This is a genomic window from Solirhodobacter olei (assembly GCF_004010155.1).
GTDB lineage: Bacteria > Pseudomonadota > Alphaproteobacteria > Rhodobacterales > Rhodobacteraceae > Solirhodobacter > Solirhodobacter olei.
This window is the reverse complement of sequence record NZ_RRYH01000013.1, coordinates 12,103-35,859: the sequence shown is the minus strand read 5'-3', so window position 1 is coordinate 35,859 and position 23,757 is coordinate 12,103. Positions and strand designations below refer to the sequence as shown.

Sequence of the window (23,757 nt, the reverse complement as noted above, 5' to 3'; positions counted from 1 at the left end):
GGCTGCAAAGAGCCGCCTTCGAGGTGCCGAGCCTTAGCAATGGAGGTCCAGAGTGCGGGCACGTCGTTACATGGCGGCTTATGCAGGCGGCGATGCGTCGGTGCTTCTCCTGCGCTGACTGCGACCCGCCGCAGCCTCAGACCCGGCGCGCCGGAATGAGACCGCGCAGCGAATTGCCCACGAAGATCGCCTCGGCGTTATCAAGATCGATCGGCCACAAGTCGGCTTCCGTCGCGCGCGCCGATGCGAGCAGCTCTTGCCGCAGCACCCCGGGAAGCAGCCCTGCGGACGGAGGGGGTGTCAGCAGCCGCCCGCCTCGCTGCACGAAGATGTTGGTGATCGTGCCCTCGCAGAGAAACCCGTCACGGTTGCAGAATAGGACTTCATCGACCCCATCGGGCAGCTCCGCCCGTGTCTGGTCGTAAAGCGCGCGTCGGCTGGTCTTGTGGCGCAGCCAGGGATCGGCTGCATCGAGCCGCGCTTTGCCGATGGCGACCCTCCAGTGGTCCGGATTGGGCTGCAGCGGGCCGGACGAGAGAGAAAGGCTTCCGTCGTGGCGAAGCACCAGCCGGACCCGATGTGCGCCCGGACCGTTGACCTGCTCCAGGCGGCTCAGTGCGTCCCTTCGCTGAAACGGGAAGTGGAGCGCGGCAGCACTCCGCTCCATCCGGCCGAGATGGAGGTCGAGCCGCGTATAGCCGAACCCTGAGGTGAACCGCAGGGTCTCGATGAGCTCGAGTTCGATCAGGTCGTGCTCAGAGAGGTTGCGAAGCGCGTCTTCCAAAGGGCTTCCTCGTATTCCGTCTCGGCGGTGCTGTCGTGTACGATCCCGCCCCCCACGTTCAGCCGCGCCGTCCCGTCTCCCGGCAACACCAGGGTTCGGATGGCGACGCTGAACTCCATAGCGCCAGAAGGAGAAATCCAGCCGATTGCACCGCAGTAGGCCCCGCGCGGACAGGGCTCCAGCTCGCGGATAATCTCCATCGCCCGGATCTTTGGTGCGCCTGTGACGGAACCGCAAGGAAAGAGCGCCTCGCAGAGCGCCTGGAAACACCAGCCGTCACGCAGCTTCGCGACAACGCGAGAGGTCATCTGATGCACCGTCGCGAAAGTCTCCACCCGGAAGAGAGCCGGGACCCTAACCGATCCGACTTCGGCCACGCGCGACAGATCGTTGCGCAACAGATCCACGATCATCAGGTTCTCCGCCCGGTTCTTGGGATCCTTGGCCAGCCGCTCCCTGCGGTCAGCATCTTCGACAGGATCTCCATAGCGGGGGAGTGTGCCCTTCATCGGCAGGGTCTCCGCCCGGCCAAGGGCGTCGATACGAAAGAACAATTCCGGCGATCGCGACAGCAGGACTGGCCCGCCAAGATCGACGAAAGCCCCGTGAGGCACAGGCTGGACCGCGCAAAGTCGCCGATAAAGCTCGTATGGCGTCCCAGAGACCCGAGCGGTGAGCGGAAACGTCAGATTAGCCTGATAGATGTCTCCGGCAGAGATATAGGCGTGGACCCGGTCGAAGGCCTCCCGGTACCGCGTGAAATCCCAATCTGGGGTGAAGTTCGACAGGACGGGGCCCTGCACCGCCTCATGCGGCGGTGTAGTCAGGGCACTTGGCCCATCAAATGCCCCAAAGAGGAGCAACGGCTCCTGGCGCCGGGTCGGCAGCAACGGCGTGAGACGGTCTGTAATCAGGTAGCCGAGCTCGTAGCTCGCGTAGCCGGCGAGCCACTTGCCCTGCCGTCGCAATCGCTCGATGGCATCGAATGCCGTCCTCACCTCGCCCGGCGTCTCTGCGCGGATTATCTCGCATGGTTCGCAAAACAGGGTTCCGCCCGAGAGCGGGCCCTGGTCGAAGAGCACGCCCGGCCGCGTTCCAGCAGCCGCGGGCATCTGGCGAATGTCGACCCTTGCGGATGGCCCCATCAGCGTAGCGACTCCCCAAACCCCGCCGAATGCATTGGGCCCGCTGATAGGTCGTCTCCTGCATGCCCTCAAGTCGTCTGCCGACCCCCTGGGCTGCGATTGCGTCGCCCGGGTTTCTCGCGCAGCGCCACCAATGCGAATGGCGGCGCAGTCCGCTCAGGAAATGATTTAGTCGATCGGCGTCGAATTTGTGCAGGCCTATCCGATCGCCGCATGAAAGACGCGCATCACCAGCTTTCCGGCCCTCAATAATGCAGTTTGGCTCCTCGATGCCCGGGAGACCCGACACGGTGAGGCAGAGCAAGCTTGCGGGGCACGGATGCGCACCAGTGGTGATCTGGAGTTATTTCATCTGACAGAAGTTGGGCTGCCTGCTACCATTACCGGAGACTCCGGCAACAACAGCGACGTCCGCATCCCCAACATCCGATCTCATCGCGACGAACGACAGCCCGACCCTACCGTCGAGCGGCCGGGATGGGGGCTCTCTGCTGCCGGTCACACAGGGCCCGACGCACCATGGCGACGCGGGCGCTCTCTTGCCATTCGGACACTGCGGGCCCGGGCCACCTGCGGAGGAGGTTCCTGCCCTTTCCGACGGCGTAGTCGTGCGCGCCGGACCCTCGGGAGTGCTGGCCTGCATCGGTGTCGCAGGCTTAATATGGAATTGACGATTGGAAATGGCTGCACAATATCCTCACGCTTATGTCCCGTATGGTCCTTTTCCTATTACTGATTGTGGTCGCCGTCGCTGCCGTGTGGTGGGGATTGCGCGGGCCAAGGGAGTGACAGGCGGTCAAGGCGGACGGAATCTTCCGCAGGTCGGCGCTGAACGGCTCGCGCCTGCCACGTCACTTCAGCGGCAAGAATAGCACCACGGCCACCCCCTCTCCCGGTTCACCCATGAGCAAGTGTGAACAAGTACCGGACTTTGATCCCTTTCGGCGCCGAACCGTAACCCCTGGCGGCTCATGAACTTTCCAATAGGTCCCGCGGGTTTTCGGTCGTTGCGCGGGGTCACGGTTGGACGCCGATGGTGGGGTCAAACACGCTGCCGACACACCCGCGGGCTCTTAGCAAGTCCGGAGGCGAGTCGTGGCTCATGGGTTGCTGTGACAACTCTGGACCGGGGTCTTAGCATTTTTCGGAAGCGTGGTTTCATGACAGAAAACCATTCGCCGGGCCGCACCTCATTGATCCCATTTTGTGTACATCGCCAAAAAAGAGACGGCTGATCTGCACGATTGGGCCTCAATTTGGGCGCGACGATCCTCTCGGAGACCGCTGACGAAGGGGGCGCGCGCTCCGCTCCTCGGATCGCGGTCACCGCCGGGTTCTAACTAGGAGTTGAGCCGAGAAGTAGTAGGCCATGCTCTGCGTCGGTCACTTGGCCAGCGTGGAAGACGGCCGCTTGCAACATGAGGTGCGCCATGGAGGCCAGAACGCCAGCCCCGGAAACCGCCTGGGATGCAGAATTTCTGCAGTCCATCCTAACGAAGGTCGGCAAGCCCAAAGCCGAGCCGCCGGTCAAGGGACGCTCATCGATCCCCAAGTGGGATATGCCCGGGTTCGCGGCCGGAAGCCGCGTGATGACAACCTTCGGCCAGCTGCCAATTGAGGTCATCCGCCCCCATGACCCTATCAGAACAGGGGGCGGCGGAATACGTCGGGTGCGAAGCACCAACAAGATCCCGCTCGACAGAATACTACTGGCTCGCAACCCCGAGGCACAGCCAATCCGAATCCAGGCCGGAGCGTTTGGCGCGGGCCTGCCAGAAAGCGATCTGCTCCTCTCGCCCGGGCAGGTACTGCTCCCAATCCCTGCCGGAAATCTCGTTAGGCGCACCGCTGTCGGCGACATTCACGGACGCGCCAACATCGCCCGTGTCCCGATCGGGAAGGTAACCTATTTCGTGTTTGAGTTCGATGAACCGGACTCTGCGTTCGTTGAGGGTCTGCCGGTCTATCTGCCCGTGTCGGCGCAGGACTGAGGGGCGTCGCCGCTCGGAACCTGGTGGACACTTGGGCGCCCGCGCTGAATCTATGCAACGTCAGCTATAGGGGGATACAGTTGTCACCGCGAACGCCCGCAATTGGGGCTCTCTGCGGACAGGATGTCGTCGGCTCGCCCATCTCGTATGCTGATCTCGTTCACTGTCATCGCTTCAGTGTTTCGAAAGGCCTGCGCATCTCAAAGGGATGGCCTCACAATCTCATGATGCTTCTACGGCTGTGCCGATCGGCGGCCGCGCAGCTAAGAGGAAGACCACCTGATCAGCCTCAAACTCGGAGGCTCACCCTTAGATCCGAAGAACCTCTGGCCGGAGCCGCACCACGTTCCCGGCAACCGTGGCAGCTACGACAAAGACAGGTTCGTAAACCGACTACACCGGATGGTCTGTCGGCGCGATTTCAGTCTGAGGCCGGCGCAGAAGTGAATTGCGGGCGACTGGGCAGCGGTTGCGCGCAAGGTCGGCACCGGGCGCTGAGTGCTGAGTGCTGATCGTCCGAAGGCATGGCGCGGGAGCCGTCTACGCGGTTCAACCGCGCCATCGTCCGCCTTCGCAAAGTCAGCCGGAAAGGCCGGGCAGACCGACGCTATATGGCGTCCTCCCGTAACCGTTCCAAGACGCCCTAGCTTACCGGCCGAAATCGGCGGAATACCTAGGCCGCGATGTCGCTCGAAACCGCGAAGAACGCGGCGCTGAGTTCACGCAGTTCGGGACCCGAGATGATCAGGCCGAGGCTTTGGAGCCGCTTCAAGATCGGCCGCAGGTGGTGGAAACGGAGATGCTCAAGCGACGACTCGGCGGCGAGCGCCTCGAGTTCCTGGGCGATCGCGAATGCCGCCTGACGACGTTGTTCCAGCTCCTCACGCGGAAGTCGTTCGCGACCTCCGCCCGCGAAGAGCCTGAGCTTGGCGTTGCGGTAGACGCGGTCGCGGGCGGCAAGCAGAGCCGTGCGCAAACGTTCGAGGCGCGTAGGATCGAATGTCATGGCAGCTTCCTCCCTAGGATGAAGTAGAACATACACCCGGCGGGTGAGTCCAAGATTCCCATTTTCGCGTGTCGCTGTGATGACGCTGCTCGGCCGGTTCAAGCCGATCTCGCTCGGGAGGTCTCGGCCGAACCGCTAAAAACTTCATTGCGATAATCGAGCTCTCCGATCGGCGCTCAAATCTGCCAGTGGTAACGATCCGCAAGGACTACCGAGACCCTAACGATGATCAAGGCAAACCCTAGATCGAAATTCCGAATGCCCCAGTGACGAAGCTTCCAAACGCGCGCTATAGCGGGGTCGCTTGCCTGAAGCGCTGCGCTTCACATTCGTCGATGTCCGCCGAGGGGGCCCGTTGCAGTTTGGGCAAGCGGCCGCGTGGGGAAGCCATCGGTCCGTTTAGGGGACGCCCAGCCGACTCCCTCAAAGACCGATTTCGGGGCGCTATGCTGACGGTCAGCTTAGGGGGCCATCTACCGCCCGACCGGATACAGGCAAAACCCTAAGAAAGCGGTCATTCAGCCAAGCCAATAAGCTAGTCAGTTGTCGGCGTTTATAAATCACGGCGACGATCACTCAACGCCAAGCCAATTGACGCGCCAACATCGTATAGGTCGCCCATCTCTACCTCCCGTGCATATCTTTGGAAGTTGATTTGGAGGCCCTCGATTGAGGCCGGGCCCTTGCCTCGGGCCTCACTCTCACTGTGCGTGGATTATGACGTCGAAGCGCGCTTGGGGCTCGGCATCCGTCTCCCACTCACGTCTGAGCACGGCGCTCACCCGTGTTTTCATGGGTCTATCGACCCGGAACGTTAATATGCGCTCTCCCCCGGAGCCAATGCCCCCACGACCGGAGAAGAACGTATCGCCAGACGGCGCGAGTCCGGCCGTGACAACCCATCGATACCCGGTGGTAGGGTTCTCTTCCAGCCGGACAGCAATGGCATCACCCGGCCGAGCCCGCACCGTCTGTCCGTTACTTGCTTGCGTTAGCTGAATTTCCGCCACACCGAGCCTTCTTACCAGACGTATGTCTCGTGAATCATGCCGTCAGCTTCTTCGCGATAGTTGTAGCTCGTCTGTGTTAGCTTTGCACTTGCCGCCAACATGGACAGGGCCACAACGGCGGAATCGGAGTTGTTGGCAAGCTTCTTCCAACCGACACCGACAATGTAGACCCAAGAGTTCCGGTTTTGGTTGATGCCCCACAAAGCGGTCACCCGCTTGTTATTGAGCCAGCTGGCGATGCCTCCCTGAACATCTGCGCTGACGGCATCAGGGGAAAGCGTCGGCGCAGCTTCAACATCGCCGCCCAACCCTGCTTCAGTAGCGGTCGTCGCGGGGGGTTCTTGGTCGGGCATAGTGTCTGTCATAACATTTCCTCCATCATTTCCTGTCGAATGCTCCGGGGGTTCGATTTCAGGCGTGACCGTCTCTGAAGTCGCTGCCGAATCTAAATCCGGCCCGACATCTTTTACCGTCTGATCTTTCTTTTCCTTGGCCATCCACTCGTCCTCCTAGAATACGTAGACCTGCTTAATGATCCCGTTTTCCTGGTAGATGTTGACCGTGGATTTGCCCGACTTCGCGGCCGAGATCTGCGTCAAAAGGTCGAAGAAGATGTTGTCGCTGTCGTAGGCAATGCGGCGCCAGCCGACGCCGCCGTCTAGGTATGCCCAGGCATTGCGATTCTGATCGATGGTCCATAGACCGATCACTTTGCGGCCATTGAGCCAACCGGTCTCGACGATGCCGTCAACGGCCCACATCTCGGAGTCGATGCCGCACTGGCCATAGGCGATGCAAAAGAAACCAGACTCGCCCCAACCGGTGCCCCAGCTGTTCTTGCAGATCCAGAACTTTCCAGTGTCGTCATAACCGACGCAGGAGACGCAATGCCCCCCTGCGACAGCGCCGCTGACATGCTTATAGACACCGCTCTTGTAGGAGAAGAAATCGTTGTAGACCGTGAAAGCGCAGGAGAGTGGCCCGCGCGTGGATATCCAGGTCTTCATGTCGGCCGCGGACTTGATCGAGTGCCAATTTGTGATCTTGGTGAGGCGGTTCTTCCAGTCGGAGCAGCGGTTGCTACAGTTTTGGTCGCCTGCTGTGTAGGGGTAGCAGGCCTCATCACACACGCCGTCGGTCTTGAAGGCATCCAGGCCTTTATCGCACCACCAACCGTTGGAACAATTTCGTCCCTGAGAGCGCGCGATGCAGTAGAAAAGCTCTGCTTCCGACAGGTCTACCGCAAGATTGGGATCATTCCGCTGGCGCCGGAAGGTTCCTTCCACTGTGGCGCAACTTCCGAAAGCAACGCAAGAACCGCATCCGCCCTGATCCTTGACCGGCGTGATGAAGTTCTTTCCACCGACGTTTCGAAGATCAAAGGCTGCCGGCGCACCCACCGCGGCCAGTGCCGTTTCATCGGCGCGACTTGCTGCCGCTTGCTCGCGGGCCTCAAGCGAGTCTTCGCCCGGTGGTGGGACGGCACCCAGCCTTAGCCTCTTTTCGGCGTCCGGAAGCTCAGACACGCTCGTAGCTCCGGCCTGCCAGTTTTCTCCTGCGTTGTGAATTGCCGACTGCAGCGTAACTGCATCAAGGCGTTCGAGAGCCATAATATATCCTCCTGCATTTTGAGGTTTGCAATAGAGAATTCGACTCGCTACGGACAGGGAGTTCCTGGGGATTAGCGAAAGCCAACCCCGATTGCCCCTTTTTGAGGGAGGGCGAATCGTCATAATAGATTTGTCAAATCAATAATAAGACAAACCACAAAACATTTCCAGCCACGCCCAAAATGCCAAAGGTGCCAGGAGTGCGCCTCTAGAAAGATTCATTTAATATGCATGTTTAATCATCTTATTCGTGCACATCACAACTTCCCTCCAAATAAGTGGTTGGATGGTCAAGAGGATGCCCCTTCTAACACCCCATCTTACCCAGGTGACCCATACGGCTCCGTATCAACAAGCGATTGTTTTTACTATTTTTTAATTTTGCAAGTGACTCACGCGCCTTGAGCCTCGGATGTGGCCTCGCGGTAAAATCTCGTTTGATAAAGGAGCGAATGAGGAAGGCTCATGGCGCAAGGACCAAGGAAGATACTTCATAAGTTTTGTCGCGGACGGTCACTCTTGATCCAAATTCATAGGCAATTTCTGGCCGATTAATCCACCCAGCCTGAGCCGTATCCAGTATACAATACGGCGACGAAATGGCAAAACCATGACCTATTGAATTCACACGCAGTCAAAATAAGGCCACAATAACATTCTTACTTACCGCCTTTGCGAGCTATTAAGCCCTGCGTTGTATCTTCTTCGACTCGGATCAGTATGCGAGTGTTGTCGATATCGTCGACCTTCATATAGGCGACCTAGAACACGCGCAGGCCGGCTCCATAAGCGACGCAGAGTGCGGCCTAGTACATGAGACCCGCGCCGCCACGACGAGCCGCGCTGCATCCTTCATGCTCAGCACCTCGGGCAGTTTGCGCGGACTGCCCCGTCCGATGGTAAGCAGCCTCCCGACCCAGTTCGAGTCGTTCCGCGTACATGATCGGCACAAGCTCCCGCATCGTCTTGGGGCCGTCGGACAGAGCCGACAGCACCAGGCGGGCGAATTTGGCCCCGCTTGGCCACGTCTTGTCCGCAGCCTGCACCTTCGCTTCGACCGCCTTGAACGGCGGGTTCTAGGTTGCTCGTGCGAGGCCGGGGCCAGATCTACTGGTCAAGGAACCCATTGTTCATCGCGAAAAGCGCCGCGGCCGTCCGGCTGGTAACGCCAATCCTGTGAAAGTTGTTCTCCGTATACTTCTCAGCCGTCTTTGGCGCAATTCCAAGGGCGGCTGCGCCTCTTTGCCGCTTTCGCCGCGGGCGATCCGCGCGAGCACTCCCGCCTCCCGACGGGTCAACCCTGCCGGAAGTTGTGGCAACGATTTGGCCCGACGCCCAGCGGCCCTAAGCACGGCGCCAATGAAGGTCGCGGGCAACCGCCCATAGACCGCTTCGCGCCTCAGGCGTTGGAATCCCACACACCGCGAAGAGGACTTCGAGTGACGTGCTCTCGCAGGACCGGCCTACTCCGAGTTCAACTCTGAAGAGGTGGAATGGCGTCTTGCCACACCCCGCCAATTACCATTCCAACCGGCGACAACTGCTCGGGTCCCATCACCACCTCGCCCAAGACATCCTCGAGTGCAATCGCTTCCTTGGTGATCCGCAAAACACTGGCATCCGCCGCCGCACCGGATGCCAAGGTACCAAGATCCGGCCGTCGTAGCGCCGAGGCGGCGCGGCTGGTGGCCGCGGCTATGCAGTTATCAAGCGGCATGCCCAGGGTCAGGAACTTCGTCATCGTCCGGAGCAGATTGTAGGCCGGACCGCGAATGCACATTGCATGCACGTCCGACGAGATCGTATCCGGCCAGAATCCAGCCCGGGTCATGGCACGCGCGGTGGCCCAGGCGAAGGAGCCCATGCCGTGACCGATGTCGAACAGCACGCCCCGCGCGCGTGCCTCGAGCACGGCCTTACGGATTTGGCCGTCGGCAAGCATCGGTGCGTTCGGGAACGGGCGGAAGCAATGGGTGAGTATGTCGCCGGGGCGGAGTCGGGAGACCACAGCCTCGTAGGTCGGAGGCGGCTCGTCGATATGCACCATGAGCGGCAGTGCAGCCGCATCTGCCACGTCAAGCGCCACATCGAGCGGCGCGATGCCGTTTGCGCCGGACGCGTTTCGCCCGACGCGGACCTTGATGCCGGCAATGTTCTGCCGATCAGCCACCGCGACCGCTACTGCCTCTCGTGCCGCCATCAGCCGCATGTCGGCGCTCTCGCCCACCATGATCGTCGGAGAGAAGGCGAAGATGCCGGCAAAGGATACATGAAGAAGGGCTAGGACACGCGACTGAGCAGGTTCGATCACATGGGCACGGAAACCAGGGTAGTTTCCTGGGCCAGCGCTCCCGGTGTCGACACAGGTGGTCACGGCGCTCTGGCGCGAATAGTCGTCGGGGTCAACGCCGAGCGAGGTCCCACCCCAGTAGACATGGGTGTGCAAGTCGATCAAGCCGGGGGTGACAATGGATCCCGAAACGTCACGCACCACGCGGCCAACAAGGTTGTCGCCTACCCCCGTGCAACGCCCGCTGGAGAAGCCCACATCGGCCACTCGATCGATCCCCTGAGAGGGATCAATCACCCGTCCGCCCTTCAACACCAGATCGTGCATCGCATCTCCCCACACGCGCCATCTGGCGCAGCTTTACAGACAGGTGTAACCACCGTCGATCACCAGAGCCGCTCCGGTCATGTAGCGCGACGCATCGCTCGCCAGATAAACCGCAAGCGGCCCAATCTCATCAGGCGCCCCGAGCCGTCCGAGCGGGATGTTCCGCTCTATCGCGGAAACCATCTCGGGGTATTTCTCCGACCATGTGCGGTTCGGTTGGGTCAGGAATATGCCGGGACAGATCGAGTTGACGGTGACGCCGTGCGGCGCCCAGTCAACGGCAAGGCTGCGGGTAAGCTGCAGCACGCCCGCCTTCGCCGTCTCATAGTGCCGGCCAGAAATTCCGCGCATCGCCACCAGCGCGTTAATCGAGGCGACGTTGATGATACGCCCACCTCCCCCCCTACCAAGCATGGCGCCGCCGACAATCTTGCAGCACAGAAACGTGCTGGTAAGGTTCAGATCCATCAGTGTCTGCCATTGGTCGAGTGGCATCTCCTCGGTCGGCTGGTTGACCCGGCGACCGCCGACATTGTTCACAAGGATGTCGAAAGGGCCCGAGTGCTCCAGCGCCTCGGCGCAGGCCGCCTCGCATTGCTTGGGATCGCCGATGTCGGCCACGATCACGTCGGCCTCGCGGCCAAGGGCACGGATGTCAGCTGCCGTGGATTCGAGGCTATCGGCACTGCGTGCGACGAGAGTTACATCGGCACCGGCTTCGGCGATGGCAAGCGCCATGGCGCGCCCCAAGCCACGGCTTGCGCCCGTGATGAAAGCTCGTCGACCGTCCAGCCGGAATGCGTCGGCAAGTGCCATCGGAGTCGTTTCCCATTTGTTATTTCAAGCCTAACCGTCAGATCTGGCAGAAAAAATTCCGTTTCGGAATGCACGATACGACATCTGCATGACGGCAGCCCGACCGCACCTTAGAGGCGGATGCCGATGTTCTTCGTCTGCATGTAGCCGAGCAGCGCCTCCTGCCCCTTCTCGCGACCATAGCCCGAGCGCTTCATTCCACCGAAAGGTGTCTCCACCCCCCCGGCCCACCATTGGTTGACATAGACCTGGCCGGCGACCAGCTGGCGCGCCACGCTATGGGCCACGCCGAGATCGCGGGTGTAGAGGCCGGCGGCAAGCCCGTAATCGGTGCCGTTGGCAATCGCGATTGCCTCCTCGGTTGTATCGAACGGCATCACCACGACGACAGGCCCGAAGAATTCCTCCTGGGCGATACGCATCTCGGGGCGGACGTCGATGAACACGGTGGGCGCCATAAAATAGCCAGCTCTTGGCAGCCTGCCACCACCAATCGCGAGAGTCGCACCCTCTTCGACGCCGGTCCGGCAGAGCGCTTCGACCCTATCAAGCTGGCGCGCTGAGATCAGCGGCCCCATCTCGCAGCCGTCTATGCCCGGGCCGACGCTGATCGCACCGGCCCGAGCGATGAGCCGCGCCACGACCTCGTCATAGACCGAGCGATGGACGATGAGGCGCGAGCCGGCCGAGCAGATCTGGCCGGCGTGCTTGAAGATACCGCCGCACGCGCTGGTGACGGCCTGGTCTAGATCGGCATCGGGAAAGACAATCCCAGCCGACTTGCCGCCGAGTTCCATCACGCAGGGGATGACCCGTTCGGCTGCGGCGCGGAGTACGGACTTGCCGGTCTCGACGGAGCCGGTGAAGACGATGTGGTCAATGTCGGAATGTGCCGCGAGAGCCGCCCCCGCCACCTGGCCCAAACCGCAAACGATGTTCACCGCGCCGGCCGGCACTCCGGCGCGGTCACAGGCTTCTGCAAGCAGGACGAGGCTCAGCGGGGAGTCCTCCGGCGACTTCAGCACCACCGTGTTGCCGGTGACGAGTGCACAGGCAATCGAGCGCGCACCGACCGGCAGCGGCCCGTTCCATGGCACGATTTGGGCCGAGACGCCGTAGGGCTCGTGGACCGTGTAATCGAGCCAGCCCTGTCCGAGCGGGATCTGCCGCCCCTCTAACTTGTCGGCAAGCCCACCGTAGTAGCGCAGATAACGCTGGGTGAGCGGCACTTCCGCGCGGCCATTGGCAAGCGTCTTCCCGTTGTCATGGCATTCGACCACGGCAATCTCGTCCGCGGCCTTCTCCAACTCGTCGGCAATCCGGAACAGCATTGCACCCCGTTCGTGTGGCGCCATCCGATCGAGCACGCCGTCGGTGAAAGCATCCCGTGCCGCGGCGACCGCCCGGTCGATGTCTTCTTCCGTGCCCTCGGCAATTTCTGCCACACGGCTGCCGGTCGCGGGATCAATCACCGCCAGACGTTGACCCGCCGAGCCGTCGATGAAGGCACCGCCGACATAGTTCTTCCAATAGGACCGAAGGGTAGTAGGCATGGGGCTCTCCGGTGCAGGAGTGGGATCGGCTGCATCTTTGCCGCCTTCCCCGCGAATGGCGAATGTTGAAAATTCATTCCGCGATGCCGAATCCGCATGCCGAATGCGGCGGAATGTCCGTCGCACAGTGGCGGCGGGCCTCCTAAATTAGCGATGAGGATGGCGAGGTGCTGCAGATCGCGCAGTGCCCTAGCCCTCAGCCCGAGGAGGGCCTGTCATGGAAACGAAGTGGTTGCTCGACTTCCTGTCGTTGGTCGACACAGGAAACTTCTCGCGCTCGGCCGACGCGCGCGCGACAACCCAACCCGCCTTTAGCCGTCGCATTCGCGCGCTCGAAGATTGGGTGGGCGCCACGCTGTTCGACCGCAGTGCGCAGCCGATCGAGCTCACCCAGGCCGGCGCGCAATTCCGTCCGGTGGCTGAGGAGGTCCTCCGACGGCTGTTGCAGAGCCGTGAGGAGATCCAGCAGATCGGCCGTAGTACGGAAAGCACGATCACCTTCGCAGCAACACACAGTCTTTCGCTGGTTTTCTTCCCGCGCTGGATCAGCAGCATCGAGGATAAGACAGGCGTACTGCGGACGCGGCTCGATTCGAACCAGATCGCCAACTGCGTTCAGACCCTGCTGCACGGTGAATGCCACTTCCTTTTGCTGCCGACCCACGCCAACGTTGATATCCAACTGCCCGAGGAGCGGTTCAGCTCGCTCGTTGTCGGCCATGACCGGCTAATCCCGGTTTCGGCACCCGACGAGGCCGGCGGACCCCGCCACCACTTGCCCGGAACGCGGGAGGCGCCGGTACATTACCTCGCCTATGCGCCCTCGTCGGCCAGTGGCCGTGCGGTCGATTTCATGCTGTCGCACCACCCGGAACCGCCGGTGCTGCACCGTGTGTTCGACACCCATTTGGCGGCGGTATTGAAATCGATGGCGCTGCAAGGCCGTGGCCTGGCCTGGCTGCCCGAGAGCGAGATCGGGGCTGAACTCGCTTCCGGCGCGTTGCTTCCCAGCGGCGACGATTCCCACGTCATCCAGACGGCAATCCGTCTGTTCCGTTCCCGCGATCAACTTCCACCCGCACCGGAGGGGTTCTGGGCCAAACTGGTCGATGCAAGTTCGGCATCGCCATAGGCTGAGCTTGCATTGGCCGGCCCGTGGCGCGGCCGCTAACGTCCCGGGGAAACGATACGAGGGCCCCGGATATGCCGCGCGATCCAGCAAAGAAGATTGCCATCCTCGGACTGATGCTCGAAAGCAATGCTTTCGCCCCGGTGACCACCGAGGCCGATTTCCGGAGCCGCGTCCTACTGAGAGGCGAGGAGATCCTGACCGACCTGGCGAGTGGCGAACCGAAGCTGCCGACCGAGATCTGTGGCTTTGTCGCTGCGATGAACGAGACCGCCACATGGGTGCCGGCGCCGATACTCGTCGGCCTCGTCGAGGCCGGCGGACCGCTCGAGCACGGGTTCTTTCGTCAATGCCACGAGGAAATGCGGCAGCGGCTGATCGCCGCGATGCCGATCGACGGCGTGTATATCTCGAACCACGGCGCGATGATCACCACCGAGACGAAGGATCCCGATGGCGAGATATTCGCGATGGTCCGTGAGGTCGTCGGACGGGATGTCCCGGTCGTCGCCACGCTCGACCTTCATGGCAATGTCTCTGAGCGGATGGTGGAAAGCGCGGATGTCATTGTCGCCTATCGCACGAATCCGCATGTCGACATGCTCGATCGGGGCCGGGAGGCGGCGCGCGCGCTGCAGGCGCTCTTTGGGGGGATGCAGCCGGAGTCGACGATGATCCGGCTGCCGGTGACGCCGCCCACGGTGACGCTGTTGACGGATGAGGGGCCTTATGCCGATCTGATCAATTTCGGGCAGAGCCTGATCGACGACGACATCCTGAACGTCTCGATCCTCGGTGGTTTCGCTTACAGCGATACGCCGAAGAACGGACTGGCAATCATCGTAACCGGCCGACGAAGAAACGGCGCCGCGGTCCGTGTGGCCCGGAAAATCGCCGCACAGGCTTGGTCGGAGTACCGTCGTTACACGCCCCTGCTGACGCCACTTGACGCGGCAGTAGAACGAGTCCTGGCAGTGGCGCACGATCCTGCACTTCCCGCGGTGATCCTCGCTGACGTCGCGGACAATCCAGGCGGCGGAGGCAACGGCAACACGATGTGGATTATCGAGGCGCTGCACATGGCCGGGGCGACCGGAGTGATCGCAGGGGTGATCTATGACCCCGCGTTGGCGGCCGAGGCAACCTCCCTCGGGGAAGGGGCAGATTTCGAGGCAGTCTTCAACCGCGTGGAGCCGGATGCCTTCTCGCGTCGCTTCTCGGTGCGGGCTCGGGTAAAGCGGGTGCGCGACGGCGATTGCGTCGGCCGCCGTGGCTTCTACGCCGGCCGGAAGATGAACCTCGGGCCGACCGTGCTGCTGGACATCGGCGGCATCGAGATCGTGGTCGTCTCAATCCGCACCCAGTGCGCTGATCCGATTTTCCTTGAGAGGATGGGGCTCGACATCGGCAAGGCGCGTGCCGTGGTCGTCAAGTCACGCGGCCATTTCCGCGCAGGATTCAATGAATTCTTTACCCATGATCAGGTGATCGAGGTCGACGCACCGGGCCTCACCTCGCCGATCTTGTCGCGGTTCGACTTCAAGAACCTGCCGCGGCCGGTATATCCGGTCGACGCGGACGTTACCTGGTCGGTGCCGGCCTAAACCCACGAGCCGAACATGCTTGTCATCTCTGAAGAAACTGCCCGTCACCTCGTCTCGATGGACGCTGCGATAGCTGCGGTCGAGGATTGCTTCGCAGCGATGGCGCGTGGGCAGGCCCGCAACTACCCCGTGGTGCGAGAGATCGTCGGTATGGCCGACGCGGTCTTTGGCGTGAAGGCCGGCGCCGACACCAGCGCTCGGGTATTGGGCCTCAAGGCGGGCGGCTATTGGCCCGGCAATGCGGCGCGCGGCCTGACCAACCACCAATCCGCAACGCTCCTGTTCGACGCCGACACCGGCCGGGCCGCTGCGCTTGTCAGCGCCAACTATCTGACCGGTGTGCGGACCGGCGCGGCCAGCGCGATCGCCACCAAGCATTTGGCCCGCCCGGAGGCGCACGTACTGGGTATCCTCGGCACAGGTGGGCAGTCTCTCTATCAGCTCCGCGCGACCCTGGCGGTCAGGCCCATCGACGAGGTCCATGCCTGGGATCCCTCGCCCGCCAACCTCACCAGCTTCGGTGCCGAAATGGCAGCGCTCGGCCTGCGATTGGTGGTGCATGACGGTCCGGAGGGCGTGGCCCGCGCCGCCGAGGTGCTGATTACCGTCACGCCTTCGCAACGTGCGCTGGTCCAGGCGGACTGGCTGCGGCCCGGCAGCCATGTTTCAGCAATGGGCGCCGATACCAAAGGCAAACAAGAGCTCGACACGAAGCTGATAGCCACGGCTGCGCTCTTCGTGGACGTGCCCGAACAGGCGCGGTTGATCGGCGAGTTCCAGCACGCGTTTGCTCAGGGGTTGATTGACGACAGCCATATCCGGGCCAGCCTCGGCGCGGTGGTGGCCGGCATTGCACCGGGAAGGCAAAGCGCCGACGAGATCACTATTTTCGACGGCACCGGCGTTGCGCTGCAGGACCTCGTTGTGGCCGACCTCGCGGTGCAGCTCGCCCGGGCAAAGGGGCTCGGCACCGAAGCCCCGTATTGACGGCCAGGCGAGCGGCCGCCGTGAGGAGCCGCGACGAATACCGGGGCGCCACGCGCTACCAGCCGTTCGTCCGCGCCCAGATCTCGGTCACTTCATGGCCGCCATCTACAACATTGTAGCTCGGATACATCGCGGCGGTCATGCAGACATGATTGGGATAGACCCTCAGCTTGGTCCCTATCGGGAAGTCCGACACTGTCAGCGGTGCCGGCACCGGTATCAGCCCGTGCTCTTGATAGACCCGCGCGACTCTCATCTGTGGCGAGAGTGGCTTGCCGTCGAGAGCGGCGATGAGACCGAAACCCACATCATTCGGCACCGCCTCCGTGCTGCGGTCTTTGGACAGCGCCAGCGCACCGGCATCGATGAGGATGTGACCCAGGTCACTCCGATGGCCGATGACCTCGGCAAGCACGGAGACTGCGAGATCCTCCACCCCGCAGGAACCTATCTGGGCCTGGAACATATCGCCGAACATGTAGACACCGGCACGCACCTCAGTGACGCCTTCGAGATGACCGGCATGCAGTGCGGTCGGCGTCGAGCCGATACTGACCGTGGGACAGCGGATACCGGCGGCGCGGATCGCTTCGGCTGCCGCAACTGCCGCGCTGCGCTCGATCTCCGCAACACGCTCCACATCAACGAGGCTGCGGCAGGCGTAGGAATGTCCGGCATGTGTCATCACGCCCGCGAACGCGGTCCCAGTGCCGGCCGCGAGCAACCGGGCGATGGCGATGACTTCCGGTGCGCCAGGGGCGAGGCCGGAGCGGCGCTCTCCACAGTCTATCTCGATCTGCACGTGGAATTTGTGGGCTAAGCGTTCGCCCTCGGCGTTAATCGCTTCAGCGACCTCGATTGCATCGGTGATCAGTGTGACCCGGGCGCCCCGTGTCTCTATGGCGGCCACCCGGGCCAGCTTGTCCGGGACGATGCTAACGGCATACTGGATGTCGGTGAGACCCGCGGAAGCGAAATATTCTGCCTCGTGTAGGGTCGAGACAGCAATGCCACCTGCCTCCCCGGCCAGCGCAATCCGCGCCACGTCAATCGACTTCGCCGTTTTCAGATGCGGCCGTAGCGCCACGCGATTGCGCCGGCAGGCGGCGGACATCCGCGCGAGGTTGTCGACGAGCCGAGGCCGGTCGAGGACGAGACAGGGAGTGGAAAGGTCAGCGAGAGTGGTCACGGTGGTTCAGTCCTTCGACTCGAGGATGAACTCCTCGATCATAACGTTCATGCCGGCCAGCAGTCCGCCGTCTACCGGGAGGGATGCACCGGTGATGTAGGCGGCATCGGCCGAGCCGAGAAAGGAAACGGCCCTAGCAATGTCCTCTGGTTCAGCGACGCGGCCGAGCGGATACCAGCGCGCGAGCTTGTCGAAAACCCGCGGGTCCTTCTCCAGCCTGATCTCCCAGGAGCGGTTAGCGGTCCGGACCGAACCCGGCAGCACAGCGTTGCAGCGGATGCCGTGGCGACCATACTCCGAGGCGACCGCCAGGGTCAGGTTGATCACCCCGGCCTTGGCCGCGCTATAGGCCGGGTTGCCGAAGAAACGCACGCCGTTCACCGAGGCGATGTTCACCACCGCGCCGGCTCCCCGCGCCGCCATCCGCGGCAGCACCGCACGCAGGCAGTGATAGGGCCCGTCGAGGTTGATCGCTGTCTCGCGCCGCCAGCTATCAAGCGATAACCCGACGAGATCGCCCGCATCAGTGAAGCCCGCGTTGTTAACAAGGAGCGTAAGCGGACCCAATGCCGCCTCAGCTGCTGCCACCGCCGCCTCGACCGCGGTAGGGTCGGTGATGTCGGCCGTCAGGGCCACGGCGCGATGGCCGGCGGCCTTCAACTCGGCCGCCGCCCCCTCGGCCACCGCGCCGTCAAGGTCGAGCACCGCCACGGCCGCCCCCTCCCTGGCGAGCTGACGGACGATGGCATGGCCGATGCCGCGCCCCCCTCCAGTGACGAGCGCGACGGTCTGGCGGTGATCGGGCATGGCGGCCTCCTAACTCAGGGCCGCCGCGATCCAGTCGAGCGACTGGAGGCGCATGTGGCCGTAGTTGTAAAACGAGATCGAGCTGGCGCCGAGACCGCGCAGCCCACGCACCGCCTCGGCCACCTGCGCCGCGTCGGTCAGGTTGGGCCAGGTCGGGCGAAGGATGAAGCCGGTATCGGCCTCCGTCCCCGCCGCCCGCACCACCTCGGCGGCATCGGCGAGGATCGCGGCAACGCCCGACTGGTAGGCGGGCACCTCCAGTCGGTCGGCGGCACGGCCGAGCCGGGAGAGGTCGCTACCTTCTGTCCAGCACAGGCTGTTCGGGCTCTGCACCGTCGGGATCACCGCGAGCGCCACTCCGGCGGGCAGCCCCGCGCGGACCTCGGTGGCAAGCTCCGCCACCGTCGCACCGCGCCAGTCCACAAGTGCGCGCCATTCGGCATCGGTCCGGGGATCGGTCGGGGGCGGCGTTCCGTCGGCGAAGAAGGCATCAAGCTCAGCTCGCGTCCGCCGCGCCAGACGGCCGAGGTCGAGTCCGGCGCCTCGCGCGCGCTCGGTGCATGCCGCGCAGAAGCAGGTGCCGAGCATGACCTGCACCGGCTCGGGCAGCTCTATCAGCTCAAACTCGTGGTGATAGCCGTGCCGGAACGCCTGCCAGCCCGGCGCCTCGAGCGCGATTTCACAGACGCCCGGCTGGGCGGCGGTATCGGCGCAGAGCGCGCCAAGATAGTGGCGTACCTCCGGCTGCGACGGGCAGAGCGAGTTCACCAGCGGACCGCCGTAGACCGTCTGAGCCGCAAGCTCCGGGTGGAGCCGGCCGAGGCGGGAATTGTGCAGCCCGATCGTCCAGGCGGTGACCGACAGCTCCGGGGCGCCCTCCGCCAGCGCGCGGAAACTGTCGAAGTCACGCGACATTGCCGCCTGCTCGGGCACGAGCCGACGGTAGCGGCGCGGGTCGGGGCGAAAATAGGTAGTGTTGCCCTCCGGGAAGACCACCTTGTCCTGCCCGTGCGGGCGGACGAACTTTCCGGAGTGGTAGCTTGCCGACAGCGCGACGCCGGTGGCACCCGCCGCCGCCAACCTCTGGGCGATCAGGTCGGCGCCGTCCTCGCGCAGATCCCAGGGGTAGAGGTACATCAGATGGCGCGGCATGGTGGTCTCCGGCACAACGAGAGGGCGGGGCTCGGGGGAACCTACCGGCAGCCGCCGCAGCCAGCCAATGCCGAGAACACATCGCGGCATGACCATTTGGCATTCGGCAAGGATCGGCGGCGCCACTAAACTGCGTGCAATAGGCCCCCGCGGGCCCTGATCGCACGGGCGCCTCGCACCCGCGGGCGCCAGAAAGCCGGAGGCTGGCATGAAGAATATCGTCGTCACGGGCGGCAGCGGCAAGGCAGGCCGGGCGGTCTGCCGGCACCTCGTCGAGCAGGGCTACAGCGTTCTGAACATCGACGTGCAGCCCTCGCCGGACCAGGTCTGCCCGTTCTATCGAGTGGACCTGAACGACCGTGGGCAGGTGATCGACGCGCTGCAATGGACGGGCGGAAAGGACCACCCATTCCGAAGCTTCGCGACACCGGACGCGGTTGTCCATTTGGCCGCGATCCCAGCACCAGACCTACAGCCGGAAGAAGTGACGTTCCGCAACAATATGCTGTCGACCTACAATGTGTTCGACGCCGCGTTGCGGACTGGGATCAAGCGAATCGTCTGGGCATCGAGTGAGACCACCCTCGGCCTGCCGTTTTCGCCGGAGAACCCGCCCGCATATGCACCCGTCGACGAAGAACACCCCATGCGACCAGAGAGCGCCTATGCGCTTAGCAAGGATTTGGGCGAGGAGATGGCGCGGCAGATGGCGCGCTGGAACCCTGGCACGAGCTTCGTCGGGCTCCGGCTGTCAAACGTGATGCTGGCCGAGGATTATCCCAGATTCTCCAGCTGGCAGGGCGATCCGGCGCTTCGGCAGTGGAACCTCTGGGGCTACATCGACGCGCGCGACTGCGCCCAAGCGGTGGAGAAAGCCTTGCATGTGAATCTCGTTGGCGCTGATACCTTCATCATCGCCAACGCAGACACGGTAATGGAGACGCCGAGCGCCGAACTGATGGCGCAGATTTTCCCCGATGTGCCCCTCATTGGGCCGGTTGCGGGTCACCAGACGCTGCTCTCGATTGAAAAGGCCCGGCGCATACTCGGTTACGAACCAGAACATTCCTGGCGAACCGCCTGAGCCAGCACGACAATCGCCTTCAATGGGCGCAGGCCATCCGGCGGGCACGCGGGATGGCCTGAAAGCGTTTAAATCGCCGTGCACGGCATGAGCCAAGCCGATGCCGGAACCACATACGGCCATGCATTCTTTCTATTTTGCTTGGCTCCGAAACCACCTCACAGTTCTGTCATACAGCCCACGACCCCGCTCGAGTCCCGCAGCATGCGACGGACCGAACCGACAGAGGAGAGACACATGTTCCACCGTAAGGTCGCAAGATTGGCCGCCTCGGCCCTGGCGATCGGCCTGCTCGCCGGCAGTGCCTTCGCCGAGACCACCGTGAACTTCACAGTGGCTGAGTACAGCTCGAAGACCGGGCCCTTCTACAAGCAGGTTGCGGCCGATTTTGAGAAGGCCAACCCCGACATCAAGATTAACATCGAAGTGGTGCCATGGGACTCGCTGCTACAGCGGCTCACGACCGACATCGCCGGCGGCACCCCGCCTGACATGTCGATCATTGGGACCCGCTGGCTACTGGACTTTGCCTCGCAGGGTGTGGCCGAGCCGGTCGACAAATATCTGACGCCGGAATTCAAGGGCACCTTCATCGACACCTTCATGAAGCCCGGCATCATCAATGGCAAAACAATGGGCCTGCCGGTCGCCGCTTCGGCCCGCGCCATGGTGATCAACACCGATCTGTATAACAAGGCCGGCGTGAAGCCGCCAAAGACCTGGGAGGATCTCTACAACGCCTCCGAGAAGATCTCGAAACTGCCGGACACCTTCGGCTTCGGCTTGCAGGGCAAGGAGATCGAGACCGACGCCTATTACTACTATGCGCTCTGGACTTTCGGCGGCGACATCCTGCGGCCCGATGGCAAGAGTGGTCTGGACTCGCCGGAGGCGCTGGCCGCGGCGACCTTCTATAAGAAGATGATCGATAAGGGCCTGACCCAGCCGTCGCCGACCAACTACAGCCGCGAGGATGTGTTCAACCTGTTCAAGCAGGGCAAGGTTGGCACGATCTTCACCTTCCCGATGTTGATCCCGCAAATCAAGGCGGAGGCACCGAACCTCCATTACGCGGTGTTGCCTTTCCCGATCCAGAAGACCGAGGCAACCTATGGCGTGACCGACACACTGATGTTGTTCTCCAGCTCGAAGGTGAAGGCCGCGGCCTGGAAGTTCATCGAATTTACCTACCAGGACAAGTACCGCAAGCAGTTCGACCTGGGTGAAGGCTTTCTGCCGGTGACCAAGAACATCGCGGCGCTCGACTACTTCAAGAACGACAAGGACATAGCGGGTTTTGCGGCTGGCCTGCCCTACGCCAAATTCGCGCCAGTCATCGCGAACTGGGAGGAAATCGCCGATACGACGGTCCGGGCGCTGCAGCAGATCTATCTCGGCCAAGTCTCGCCGGAGGACGGGCTCAAGGCCGCGGCTAAGAAGATCAACGGAATCCGTGGGCTCTGATCACCAACGGGAGGGGGCGGAAACGCCCCCTCCCTTCCCAACGCCGGGTTCCCCGGCATCCGCTCCGGAAGGAACCTCGAGGTGACGGTATGAACTTATCCGCAGGCTTCAAGCCCCTCGCAATGATCCTTCCGGGCCTGGCGCTCGCCGTGCTGATCATCGGCTATCCGATCTACGACCTCGGCTACGCTTCGCTGCACGAAGTCAGCCGCTTCGGCCAGTTCCGTGGCCTAAATGGCCTGACTAATTTCCGCGACGTCTTCCAGGATCCGCTGTTCTACGGAAGCCTGATCCGCACGGTGATCTGGACCTTCGCCGTGGTCGGCGGCACCCTCGCCCTCTCGCTGCCGATCGCGATGATGCTGAACGAGGAATTCTACGGTCGGGGCCTCGCCCGCGTCATCATCATGTTGCCCTGGTCTATCTCGCTCACCATGACGGCGGTGGTCTGGCGTTGGGCCCTGAACGGTCGCGCAGGCCTCTTCAACGCCACGCTAATGGACCTAGGCATCCTTAAAGAGCCGATTGAATGGCTCGGTGAAGCTCACCAGGCGTTTACGGTAGAAATCCTTATAGGCATCCTCGTCTCGATCCCTTTCACCACCACGATCTTCCTCGGCGGACTTTCCGCCCTGCCACAGGATTCCTATGAGGCGGCAGCAGTCGACGGCGCCACCCGCTGGGACCAATTCCGTCACATCACGCTGCCGCTGATGAAGCCGTTCATCAACATCGCGGTCGTGCTGAACGTGATCTACGTCTTCAACTCTCTGCCGATCATCTGGGTGATGACCGAAGGCGGGCCTGCGAACGGCACTGATATCCTGGTGACCTATCTCTACAAGCTCGCATTCCGCTTCGGCCAGCTCGGCAAGGCCTCAGCTATCTCGCTCATAATGTTCGGCGTGCTCATGGTCTTCACCATCATCTACGTCCTTTTGGTGATGCGCGGCGAGGCCGGTGCTGACGCGGAGGAATGACATGCTGAAGAAGAGCCTCCTGTTCTGGCTAATCCTATCGCCTCTCGTCGTGGTGATCCTATTTCCCTTTGGTGTGATGTTCGTCACAGCCTTCCGCCCACGCGAGGAGCTCTTCACCTATCCTCCGACGTGGACCTTCTCGGAATTCCGCTGGGCGAACTTCGCTGAGATGTGGGTGAAGACCAACTTTGGTCGGGCGCTGTTGAACAGCCTTTACGTCAGCGTGCTCTCCACCGTGCTGGCAATGATCCTGAGCATCCCGGCCGCTTACGCACTGTCACGCTACCGCTTCCCGGGAAAGCGCGCCTACCGCACTTTCCTGCTGATGACCCAGATGATGTCTCCGATCGTGCTCGTGCTCGGCCTGTTCCGGATGATGGTGACGCTTGGGCTGGTGAACACGCTGAACTCCCTCGTGCTCACCTATGCCGCCTTCAACATGGCCTTTACCATCTGGATGCTGCAGAGCTACTTCAGCACAATCCCGCGCGATCTCGAAGAAGCGGCCTGGATCGATGGCGCCGGCCATCTGACCAGCCTGTTAAGGGTCTTTCTGCCACTCGCCGTGCCGGCCATGGCGGTTACGGCAATCTTCGGTTTCATCAACAGCTGGAACGAATTCGTGTTGGCGCTGACGATGATCCGCTCTTCCGACGGCTTCACCCTGCCCGTCCAGATCTACTCGCAGGTGGCCGGCAGATACCAGATCGAGTGGCACCATGTGATGGCCGCAACCATGCTAGCCACCCTGCCGGTGGCGATCGTCTTCTCTTGGCTTCAGCGGTTCCTGATCCGCGGCATGGCGCTTGGCGCTGTGAAATAGCCGAGG

The 23,757-nt window shown here is 62.5% G+C and carries 20 protein-coding genes; 8 read left to right on the top strand and 12 right to left on the bottom strand.

Annotated elements, in window-relative coordinates:
• Positions 1-136 precede the first annotated feature (136 nt).
• Complete coding sequence (locus EIP85_RS10985) at positions 137-784, bottom strand: aminotransferase class IV family protein (RefSeq protein WP_127902236.1); 648 nt, start codon at positions 782-784, stop codon at positions 137-139.
• Positions 745-1,896: an aminodeoxychorismate synthase component I gene (locus tag EIP85_RS10980; protein WP_127902235.1), complete on the bottom strand. Its 1,152-nt coding sequence runs from the start codon at positions 1,894-1,896 to the stop codon at positions 745-747. Before EIP85_RS10980 ends, EIP85_RS10985 begins: the two co-directional genes overlap by 40 nt.
• 1,463 nt (positions 1,897-3,359) lie before the next feature.
• On the opposite strand from EIP85_RS10980, the gene EIP85_RS10975 reads away from it, so the two are divergent.
• A complete protein-coding gene (locus tag EIP85_RS10975) occupies positions 3,360-3,920 on the top strand; it encodes a Hint domain-containing protein (protein WP_164871701.1) in 561 nt (186 codons plus the stop codon).
• Between the two features lie 673 nt (positions 3,921-4,593).
• On the opposite strand, the gene EIP85_RS10970 is transcribed toward EIP85_RS10975, so the two are convergent.
• The 7 genes from EIP85_RS10970 to EIP85_RS10940 all read right to left on the bottom strand — a co-directional run bounded on the left by EIP85_RS10970 (position 4,594) and on the right by EIP85_RS10940 (position 12,658).
• Complete coding sequence (locus tag EIP85_RS10970) at positions 4,594-4,926, bottom strand: hypothetical protein (protein WP_127902233.1); 333 nt, start codon at positions 4,924-4,926, stop codon at positions 4,594-4,596.
• Between the two features lie 701 nt (positions 4,927-5,627).
• A complete protein-coding gene (locus EIP85_RS23445) occupies positions 5,628-5,894 on the bottom strand; it encodes a protease inhibitor I42 family protein (RefSeq protein WP_422067214.1) in 267 nt (88 codons plus the stop codon).
• Between the two features lie 53 nt (positions 5,895-5,947).
• Positions 5,948-6,433, bottom strand: coding sequence for a hypothetical protein (locus EIP85_RS10960; RefSeq protein WP_127902232.1), 486 nt, complete (start codon positions 6,431-6,433; stop codon positions 5,948-5,950).
• A gap of 12 nt (positions 6,434-6,445) precedes the next feature.
• Positions 6,446-7,546, bottom strand: coding sequence for a C1 family peptidase (locus EIP85_RS10955; RefSeq protein ID WP_127902231.1), 1,101 nt, complete (start codon positions 7,544-7,546; stop codon positions 6,446-6,448).
• A 1,474-nt stretch (positions 7,547-9,020) separates the two neighbouring features.
• Positions 9,021-10,163, bottom strand: coding sequence for an amidohydrolase/deacetylase family metallohydrolase (locus tag EIP85_RS10950; protein ID WP_127902230.1), 1,143 nt, complete (start codon positions 10,161-10,163; stop codon positions 9,021-9,023).
• Between the two features lie 33 nt (positions 10,164-10,196).
• Positions 10,197-10,979 carry an SDR family NAD(P)-dependent oxidoreductase gene (locus EIP85_RS10945; RefSeq protein WP_127902229.1) on the bottom strand — a complete coding sequence of 261 codons (783 nt, stop codon included), beginning with the start codon at positions 10,977-10,979 and terminating at the stop codon, positions 10,197-10,199.
• 110 nt (positions 10,980-11,089) lie between these two features.
• The gene (locus EIP85_RS10940; RefSeq protein WP_338325348.1) at positions 11,090-12,658 is read right to left on the bottom strand and encodes an aldehyde dehydrogenase family protein; all 1,569 of its coding nucleotides are present in this window, start codon (positions 12,656-12,658) and stop codon (positions 11,090-11,092) included.
• Positions 12,659-12,749: 91 nt separating this feature from the next.
• Here EIP85_RS10940 and EIP85_RS10935 point away from each other — a divergent pair, with 91 nt between their 5' ends.
• From EIP85_RS10935 to EIP85_RS10925, 3 genes are all read left to right on the top strand, one after another.
• Positions 12,750-13,664, top strand: a complete 915-nt coding sequence (locus EIP85_RS10935; protein WP_127902228.1) for a LysR family transcriptional regulator — start codon at positions 12,750-12,752, stop codon at positions 13,662-13,664.
• Between the two features lie 71 nt (positions 13,665-13,735).
• Positions 13,736-15,265, top strand: a complete 1,530-nt coding sequence (locus tag EIP85_RS10930; RefSeq protein WP_127902227.1) for a M81 family metallopeptidase — start codon at positions 13,736-13,738, stop codon at positions 15,263-15,265.
• A gap of 15 nt (positions 15,266-15,280) precedes the next feature.
• Positions 15,281-16,252, top strand: coding sequence for an ornithine cyclodeaminase family protein (locus tag EIP85_RS10925; protein WP_127902226.1), 972 nt, complete (start codon positions 15,281-15,283; stop codon positions 16,250-16,252).
• Between the two features lie 55 nt (positions 16,253-16,307).
• On the opposite strand, the gene EIP85_RS10920 is transcribed toward EIP85_RS10925, so the two are convergent.
• From EIP85_RS10920 to EIP85_RS10910, 3 genes are read right to left on the bottom strand one after another with little or no spacing between them, the layout of a single operon-like run.
• Positions 16,308-17,441: an alanine racemase gene (locus tag EIP85_RS10920; RefSeq protein WP_241559967.1), complete on the bottom strand. Its 1,134-nt coding sequence runs from the start codon at positions 17,439-17,441 to the stop codon at positions 16,308-16,310.
• Between the two features lie 6 nt (positions 17,442-17,447).
• Entirely contained in the window at positions 17,448-18,248 is an 801-nt protein-coding gene (locus EIP85_RS10915) for a glucose 1-dehydrogenase (RefSeq protein ID WP_127902225.1), read from the bottom strand.
• Positions 18,249-18,257: 9 nt separating this feature from the next.
• A complete protein-coding gene (locus tag EIP85_RS10910; protein ID WP_127902224.1) occupies positions 18,258-19,400 on the bottom strand; it encodes a hypothetical protein in 1,143 nt (380 codons plus the stop codon).
• Positions 19,401-19,608: 208 nt separating this feature from the next.
• Between EIP85_RS10910 and EIP85_RS10905 the strand changes: the two genes are divergently transcribed.
• The 4 genes from EIP85_RS10905 (at position 19,609) to EIP85_RS10890 (ending at position 23,751) form a co-directional block, all read left to right on the top strand.
• Positions 19,609-20,484, top strand: coding sequence for an NAD-dependent epimerase/dehydratase family protein (locus EIP85_RS10905; RefSeq protein WP_127902223.1), 876 nt, complete (start codon positions 19,609-19,611; stop codon positions 20,482-20,484).
• A gap of 261 nt (positions 20,485-20,745) precedes the next feature.
• Entirely contained in the window at positions 20,746-21,948 is a 1,203-nt protein-coding gene (locus EIP85_RS10900; RefSeq protein ID WP_206615505.1) for an ABC transporter substrate-binding protein, read from the top strand.
• 89 nt (positions 21,949-22,037) lie between these two features.
• Positions 22,038-22,928, top strand: a complete 891-nt coding sequence (locus tag EIP85_RS10895; RefSeq protein WP_127902222.1) for a carbohydrate ABC transporter permease — start codon at positions 22,038-22,040, stop codon at positions 22,926-22,928.
• 1 nt (position 22,929) lies between these two features.
• Positions 22,930-23,751 (top strand): carbohydrate ABC transporter permease, encoded by an 822-nt coding sequence (locus tag EIP85_RS10890; RefSeq protein ID WP_127902221.1) that lies wholly within the window; start codon positions 22,930-22,932, stop codon positions 23,749-23,751.
• Positions 23,752-23,757: the final 6 nt, after the last annotated feature.